The 7771-nt window shown below is 45.6% G+C and carries 7 protein-coding genes; 6 read left to right on the top strand and 1 reads right to left on the bottom strand.

Features of this window, described 5'->3' with window-relative positions:
* The first annotated feature begins 15 nt into the window (after positions 1–15).
* The 6 genes from ACMJ0U_RS11720 (at position 16) to ACMJ0U_RS11745 (ending at position 6653) form a co-directional block, all read left to right on the top strand.
* Complete coding sequence (locus ACMJ0U_RS11720; RefSeq protein WP_417130084.1) at positions 16–1101, top strand: DUF1573 domain-containing protein; 1086 nt, start codon at positions 16–18, stop codon at positions 1099–1101.
* 8 nt (positions 1102–1109) lie between these two features.
* Positions 1110–2216 (top strand): methylmalonyl Co-A mutase-associated GTPase MeaB, encoded by a 1107-nt coding sequence (gene meaB, locus ACMJ0U_RS11725; RefSeq protein WP_417130078.1) that lies wholly within the window; start codon positions 1110–1112, stop codon positions 2214–2216.
* Between the two features lie 123 nt (positions 2217–2339).
* Entirely contained in the window at positions 2340–3737 is a 1398-nt protein-coding gene (gene potA / locus ACMJ0U_RS11730; RefSeq protein ID WP_417130079.1) for a polyamine ABC transporter ATP-binding protein, read from the top strand.
* Positions 3734–4531, top strand: coding sequence for an ABC transporter permease (locus ACMJ0U_RS11735; protein WP_417130080.1), 798 nt, complete (start codon positions 3734–3736; stop codon positions 4529–4531). The genes potA and ACMJ0U_RS11735 overlap by 4 nt, the downstream gene beginning before the upstream one ends.
* Positions 4525–5316, top strand: coding sequence for an ABC transporter permease (locus ACMJ0U_RS11740; protein WP_417130081.1), 792 nt, complete (start codon positions 4525–4527; stop codon positions 5314–5316). The genes ACMJ0U_RS11735 and ACMJ0U_RS11740 overlap by 7 nt, the downstream gene beginning before the upstream one ends.
* Positions 5313–6653, top strand: coding sequence for an ABC transporter substrate-binding protein (locus ACMJ0U_RS11745; RefSeq protein WP_417130082.1), 1341 nt, complete (start codon positions 5313–5315; stop codon positions 6651–6653). Before ACMJ0U_RS11740 ends, ACMJ0U_RS11745 begins: the two co-directional genes overlap by 4 nt.
* Before the next feature lie 93 nt (positions 6654–6746).
* Here ACMJ0U_RS11745 and pfkA read toward each other — a convergent pair whose 3' ends face one another.
* On the bottom strand, positions 6747–7727 hold the full coding sequence (gene pfkA, locus ACMJ0U_RS11750) for a 6-phosphofructokinase (protein WP_417130083.1): 981 nt from the start codon (positions 7725–7727) through the stop codon (positions 6747–6749).
* Between the last annotated feature and the right edge of the window lie 44 nt (positions 7728–7771).

Here is a 7771-nt window from a genome sequence, read left to right on the forward strand (position 1 = left end):
GAAAGAATAAAATCACTGAAACGAACATATACCCTTTTTTTCGTGTGTTTTGTCGCTTGCATGTCCTTATGGGCACAACCTAAAATATCCTTTGATATGACCACAAAGGACTTAGGCTATGTATTGTGGCGTACTCCGGCAACCATAACTTATCAGTTTACTAATACGGGAGACAAGCCATTGGTTATATCCAATGTGACGACTTCTTGCGGATGCGCCAAAGCGCAATGGACAGAAGACCCTGTACCTGCAGGGGGAAAAGGAAATATCACGGTGGTATTCGATGCAGAATCCATTGGACATTTCTATAAGGATGTGGGTGTGTATTGCAATGCAGCTTCTTTGCCCATTTACCTGGACTTTAACGGAGAGGTGACAGCCGATGCCAAGAACTATTCCTTTACGCACCCTTATGCGATTGGTGCCATCCGGTTGACACAGGATGAGCTTGATTTTAAATCCGTCAATAAGGGAGACCGTCCGGTTATTGAATTGTTGGTGGCCAATACCTCCAACAAGGCTTATTCACCTGTGCTGATGCATCTTCCTCCTTATCTGGAAGCAAAAGCGGAACCTGAAAAATTGGGACGTGGAAAGACCGGAAAGATTTTGGTGACACTGGATTCTGAGAAATTGCCGAAATTAGGTATCACACGTGCATCTGTCTATCTGTCCCGCTTCCCGGGTGATAAAGTCGGCAGTGAGAATGAAATACCTGTATCTGTGGCTCTGCTGCCTGACTTCTCCAAGCTGACCGAACAGCAGAAAAACAATCCTCCTCAGATTACGTTGTCGGCTAAGGAATTGGAATTTGTGGATTTGAAACCCAACCAAAAGAAGTCACAAACGATTGTCATTTCAAATACAGGTCGCTCAAACCTGAATATTCAGGATATGCAGGTGTTCAGCATGGCTTTGGCCGTGAAACTGAAAAAGAGAGTGCTGAAACCGGGTGAATCGACCAAGATGAAGATTACTGTTCTGGCACAGAACCTTCACCGTGTGAAAGGTACGCCCCGTGTCCTGATGATTACAGATGATCCTAACCAACCGATGATTACCATCCGTGTGAAAGCCCGGCTGAAATCGTCCGAAAAATAAAAACTTTTATGGAACACCCCGAAAACAATGAAGCTTATAAGGGGTTAACTGTGAACCAGGGAGTGGAACAACCCTCCATTGTTAATCCTTATCTGAATCTTAGAAAGAAACCCAAACGTCGTCAGTATTCTGCTGCCGAGTATGTGGAAGGTATTGTGAAAGGCGATGTGACCATGCTGAGCCAGGCGGTCACACTGGTAGAAAGTGTTAAGCCGGAACATCAGGTGCTGGCACAGGAGGTCATTGAAAAATGCCTTCCTTATTCGGGTAATTCTATCCGTATCGGTATCAGCGGAGTGCCCGGTGCCGGGAAGAGTACGTCGATTGATGTATTCGGACTGCATGTGCTCGAAGAAAAAGGAGGAAAGTTGGCTGTCTTAGCTATAGACCCTAGTAGTGAACGTTCCAAAGGAAGTATTTTAGGCGACAAGACCCGTATGGAAAAGTTGTCGGTGCATCCTAAATCCTTTATCCGTCCCAGTCCTTCGGCTGGCTCATTGGGCGGTGTGGCTCGTAAGACCCGTGAAACCATCATCTTGTGTGAAGCTGCCGGATTTGATAAAATCTTTGTCGAAACTGTGGGAGTAGGCCAGAGTGAGACTGCTGTACATTCCATGGTAGACTTCTTCCTGCTGATTCAGTTGGCCGGTACGGGCGATGAGTTGCAGGGCATCAAGCGCGGTATCATGGAAATGGCCGATGGTATCATTATCAACAAGGCCGATGGAAATAATGTAGAGAAGGCACAGTTGGCTGCTACGCATTTCCGTAATGCACTCCACCTTTTTCCGGCAGCTGAATCCGGATGGACTCCTCAGGTGCTGACGTATTCAGGATTTTACAATATCGGTGTCAAGGAAATCTGGGATATGGTGTATGCCTACATTGACTTTGTCCGCAAGAACGGTTATTTTGAACACCGTCGGAACGAGCAGGCCAAATATTGGATGTATGAAACCATCAATGAGCATTTGCGCGACAGCTTCTATCAGAATCCGGAAATCGCTTCCTTGCTTCCCTTGCAAGAAAAAGATGTGCTGGAAGGACGGGCAACGTCTTTCTCGGCAGCCAGAAAATTGCTGGACATGTACTTCTCCGGCTTAAAACAGGAATGATGTATAAATATTCAAAACATTGCTGGTTTTTGGTATTAAATAAAAATAAAGAAGAAATATAAGAGCGATATGCCTTTTGAAATGAATTAATATGTAACTTTGCGAACTAATTTTCTAAAAACGATGCAAAGTGAAATTAAACCTATTATAGAGGTAAAGGGTGTATCAAAGTTTTTTGGTGAAAAAACAGCCTTGGATAATATCCACTTATCCATCAAAAAGGGAGAGTTTGTAACTATCTTGGGACCTTCGGGATGTGGCAAGACGACCTTGTTGCGCCTGATAGCGGGATTTCAGACCGCTTCGGAAGGCATTATCCGTATTGCGGGGGAGGAGATTACTCAAACTCCTCCTCATAAACGTCCGGTCAATACGGTTTTTCAGAAGTATGCCTTGTTTCCTCATTTGAATGTGTATGACAATATCGCTTTTGGCTTGAAACTGAAAAAGATGCCAAAGGATACGGTACTTAAAAAAGTAAAGGCTGCCTTGAAAATGGTGGGTATGACCGATTATGAGTACCGCGATGTCAATTCGCTTTCGGGCGGACAGCAGCAGCGTGTGGCCATTGCACGTGCCATTGTGAATGAGCCGGAAGTATTGCTACTGGATGAACCGCTGGCCGCACTTGACCTGAAGATGCGTAAGGACATGCAGATGGAGTTGAAGGAAATGCACAAGACGCTGGGCATTACCTTTGTGTACGTGACGCATGACCAGGAAGAAGCCTTGACGTTGAGTGATACCATCGTGGTGATGAGTGAGGGACGTATTCAGCAGATTGGTACACCTACCGACATTTACAATGAACCGGTTAACTCGTTTGTGGCTGATTTTATTGGAGAAAGTAATATCCTGAATGGAGTTATGGTGAGAGACAAGTTGGTACATTTTTGTGACTGTGACTTTGAATGTGTGGATAAAGGCTTTGGTGAAAACACACCGGTAGATGTGGTGATTCGTCCGGAGGATTTGTATATTTTCCCAGCGTCGGATATGGCACAGCTTCGTGGTACCGTACAATCGTGTATCTTTAAGGGTGTGCATTATGAAATGGTGGTGTTGTGTCAGGGCTATGAGTTTGTGGTGCAGGATTATCATGCTTTCGAGGTAGGAACCGAAGTGGGTATGCTGGTCAAACCGTTTGATATTCACATCATGAAGAAAGAGCGTCTCTGTAATACTTTTGAAGGCAAACTCATTGATGAAAGTCATGTGGAATTCTTGGGATGTGAGTTTGAATGTGCACCGGTAGACTTGCAGAAAGTACCGTTGGGCGATGTGATAGTGGAGGTTGATTTCGGAAAAATCACTTTGCTGGACAATGCGGAAGACGGCATGCTGACTGGAGAAGTCAAATTTATTTTGTATAAAGGAAACCATTACCACCTGACGGTATGGTCAGACTGGGATGAGAATGTGTTTGTTGATACGAACGATGTATGGGATGATGGAGACCGTGTGGGTATTTCCATTGCTCCTGAAGATATTCGTGTACGTGTAAAACAGGAGGAACGATGAATAAACTGCGTTTGTTTTTTCTTTCACGCCGAAGCTGGACACTTCCTTATCTCATTTTCTCTCTCATTTTTGTGATTGTTCCGCTTCTGCTGATTGTGGTATATGCATTTACCGATGATGCAGGTCGTATGACACTTGAAAATTTCCGGAAATTCCTGGCTCATCCGGAAGCAGTCAATACCTTTATTTATTCCATCGGTATAGCCATGCTGACAACGATAGGTTGTATCGTGCTGGGGTATCCGGCGGCCTGGATTCTGAGTCGTAGTAATTCAAATTATTCGCGTACGCTGATTCTGCTGTTTATCCTGCCGATGTGGGTCAACATCCTGATACGTACGTTAGCTACCGTCGCCTTGTTCGACTTTGCCTGTCTGCCTTTGGGAGAAGGAGCGCTGATATTCGGAATGATTTACAACTTCATTCCTTTCATGATTTATCCGATTTACAATACCCTTCAGAAGATGGACCCAAGTTATGTGGAAGCAGCACAGGATTTAGGTGCCAATTCTTTTCAGGTGTTCAGGAAGGTGGTATTCCCTCTGTCAATGCCTGGAGTGGTGAGCGGCATCATGATGGTGTTCATGCCGACTATCTCTACTTTTGCCATTGCAGAATTGCTGACCATGAACAATATCAAACTGTTTGGTACGACTATTCAGGAAAATATCAACAACAGTATGTGGAATTATGGAGCGGCTCTTTCCTTGATTATGCTGTTCCTGATTGCCGCTACCTCATTATTCAGCTCCGACGAAAAAAGTGATTCAGAGAAAGGAGGACAGGTATGGTAAAGAAAGTGCTGATGCAGACCTACCTTTGGGTATTGTTACTGTTGTTGTATGCTCCGATATTGATTATCGTAGTCTATTCATTTACTGAGGCGAAGGTATTGGGCAATTGGACGGGCTTTTCGTTGAATCTGTATCGTTCGCTATGTAACACCGGTGCACATCATTCGTTGATGAATGCGCTGATAAATACAATAGCCATTGCCTTTATTGCTGCTACGGTATCGACCTTATTAGGGAGTGTGGCAGCCATTGGTATTTATAACCTGAAGGCTCGCAGCCGGAAGGCCATGGGATTCATCAATACCATTCCTGTTTTGAACGGAGATATTATTACAGGTATTTCCTTGTTCTTGCTGTTTGTGTCATTAGGCATTACGCAGGGATTTACGACCGTAGTCCTGGCACACATCACTTTCTGTACTCCTTATGTCGTACTGAGTGTGTTGCCGCGCCTGAAACAGATGAACCCGAACCTGTATGAGGCCGCACTCGATTTAGGGGCTACACCCATGCAAGCTTTGTGGAAAGTGATTATTCCGGAAATCCGTCCGGGAATGGTGAGTGGATTCTTGTTGGCGTTGACCATTTCCATCGATGATTTTGCCGTGACAGTATTTACCATCGGAAATCAGGGACTGGAGACGCTTTCTACCTATATTTATGCCGATGCCCGTAAGGGTGGTCTCACACCGGAGCTTCGTCCGCTGTCGGCCGTCATTTTTGTGGTGATACTGGTGCTGCTGATTATTATTAACCGTAGAGCTGATAAAGCAAAGAACAAATGAAACAGAAGATGAAAAGGTGGAACTGGTGGGTGGCTTTGTGCGCATGCTGTCTGTTGGCAGGATGTTACAATGCTGATGAATCACGTGAAAATGTACTCAAGGTATACAACTGGGCAGATTATATTGGAGAAGGTGTACTAGAAGATTTTCAGGAGTATTATAAGGAGCAGACGGGGGAAGATATCCGCATCGTGTATCAGACGTTTGACATCAACGAAATCATGCTGACAAAAATTGAGAAAGGGCATGAAGACTTTGACGTGGTTTGTCCTTCCGAGTATATCATCGAACGGATGCTGCACAAAGGTTTGTTGCAGCCTATTGATACGGCTTTTTCTCATTCACCTAATTACATGAACGGGGTGGCGCCTTATATCCGTGAGCAGATAGATAAACTGACGGTAAAGGGAGATTTACCGGCCAGCCGTTATGCCGTGTGCTATATGTGGGGTACGGCCGGACTGCTTTATAACAAGCAGTTTGTCTTTGAAAAAGACCTGAAGTCGTGGGGATGCCTGTGGGAAAAACGTTTTTCCGGCAAGATTCTGATGAAGGATGCCTATCGCGATTCGTACGGCATGGCTTTGTTGTATGCGCATCGTGAGGATTTAAAAGACAGTACCCGAAGTGTGGCCGAATTGATGAATGACTATTCTCCGGCTTCCATGGACTCGGTGGAAAAGTATCTGAAACTGTTGAAGCCGAATGTGGCCGGATGGGAAGCGGATTTTGGGAAGGAAATGATGACCAAAGGCAAGGCTTGGATGAATATGACCTGGAGCGGAGACGCACAGTGGGCTATGGAAGAAGCGGCTACGATAGGAGTAGACCTTGGTTATACCATCCCGGAAGAAGGAAGTAATGTGTGGTACGACGGATGGGTGATTCCCAAGTATGCCAAGAATCCTAAGGCGGCCAGCTATTTTATCAACTTCCTTTGTCGTCCGGATATTGCCTTACGTAACATGGAAGAGAACGGGTATGTCAGTGCCATTGCTGCTCCGGAAATTCTGGAGGCTTGCATTGATTCTACCCTGGATACGGAAGTCGATGCCAGCTATTTCTTCGGTCCGGAGGCACAGAAGGTGAAGCTGCGTAACACACAGTATCCTGATAAGTCTGTGATAGCCCGTTGCGCCATGATACGTGACTTTGGAGACAATACGGTAGATGTGTTGGAAATCTGGTCGCGTGTGAAAGGCGACAACCTGAATAGCGGGATTGTTATCCTGATTCTTTTGGTAGTGGTAGGTCTGAGTGCCTGGCAGATTCGCCGTCGCTGGATACGATATAAGCGTCATAAGCGTACGCACCGCAGAAACCGCCGGAGAAAATAAAGTAAGATAAGAAAATACAGCAATATAAAAATCCCTCTTCAAAAAGCATTCAAACGTCTTTTGAAGAGGGATTCTTTATATGGAATTGTTCTGTTAGATTGACAATTCGTTCAATACGCTAACCAGTTCGCGGTCGATAGGCTTGTCGTTCTTGATAGCCTTGGCAAACGGAACGTATACAATCTGGTCGTTTTCAATACCAATCATGACATTGCGCTGGCCTTCCATCAGGGCCTGGATACTGGCTACTCCCATACGGCTGGCAATGATACGGTCGTGTGCCGTCGGGCGTCCGCCACGCTGCAAGTGTCCCAGAATAGTTACACGTACGTCATATTGCGGATATTCGTTTTTCACACGTTCTGCATAATGCATGGCTCCTCCGGTGATTTCACTTTCTGCCACCAGCACGATGGAGCTGCTCTTCGATTTGCGGAAGCCGTTGTTGATGAACTCTTCCAGCTGGTCTACCTCCGTATTGAATTCCGGAATGATGGCAGCTTCGGCACCTGCGGCGATGGCACCGTTCAAAGCCAGGAAGCCGGCATCACGTCCCATTACTTCCACAAAGAACAAACGTTCGTGTGAAGTCGCGGTATCACGTATTTTATCCACTGCATCCAAAATCGTGTTCAGTGCCGTATCATATCCGATAGTCGTGTCCGTACCATACAAGTCGTTGTCAATCGTACCGGGTAATCCAATACAAGGAACGTCAAATTCCTGAGCCAGCAGGCGGGCACCGGTCAACGAACCGTCACCTCCAATGACTACCAGTGCATCAATGCCTTCACGCTTCATGGTTTCGTAAGCCACCTGGCGGCCTTCCGGTGTACGGAACTCCTGACAGCGGGCCGTTTTCAGGATAGTTCCTCCTAATTGTATGATATTGCTGACATTTTCAGTCCTGAATTCCTTGATTTCTCCTGTAATCAGCCCTTTATACCCACGGTAGATACCTTTCACTTTTAGTCCATTATAGATGGCAGAGCGGGTGACTGCGCGGATTGCAGCGTTCATGCCGGGAGCATCTCCTCCGGATGTAAGAATACCGATGCATTTAATAGTTCCCATAATTGTTAGTTGTTAGTTTGATTTTTTTATAAAGCAAAAGTACA

Origin of the sequence: Phocaeicola sp. (assembly GCF_048170425.1) — a bacterium.
Lineage (GTDB): Bacteria > Bacteroidota > Bacteroidia > Bacteroidales > Bacteroidaceae > Phocaeicola.

What these genes read in the sequence shown, in the direction of transcription:
- meaB (WP_417130078.1), top strand. Translation starts at nt 1,110, where the DNA reads ATGGAACACCCCGAAAACAATGAAGCTTATAAGGGGTTAACTGTGAAC.
- potA (WP_417130079.1), top strand. Translation starts at nt 2,340, where the DNA reads ATGCAAAGTGAAATTAAACCTATTATAGAGGTAAAGGGTGTATCAAAG.
- ACMJ0U_RS11735 (WP_417130080.1), top strand. Translation starts at nt 3,734, where the DNA reads ATGAATAAACTGCGTTTGTTTTTTCTTTCACGCCGAAGCTGGACACTT.
- ACMJ0U_RS11740 (WP_417130081.1), top strand. Translation starts at nt 4,525, where the DNA reads ATGGTAAAGAAAGTGCTGATGCAGACCTACCTTTGGGTATTGTTACTG.
- ACMJ0U_RS11745 (WP_417130082.1), top strand. Translation starts at nt 5,313, where the DNA reads ATGAAACAGAAGATGAAAAGGTGGAACTGGTGGGTGGCTTTGTGCGCA.
- pfkA (WP_417130083.1), bottom strand. Translation starts at nt 7,727, where the DNA reads ATGGGAACTATTAAATGCATCGGTATTCTTACATCCGGAGGAGATGCT.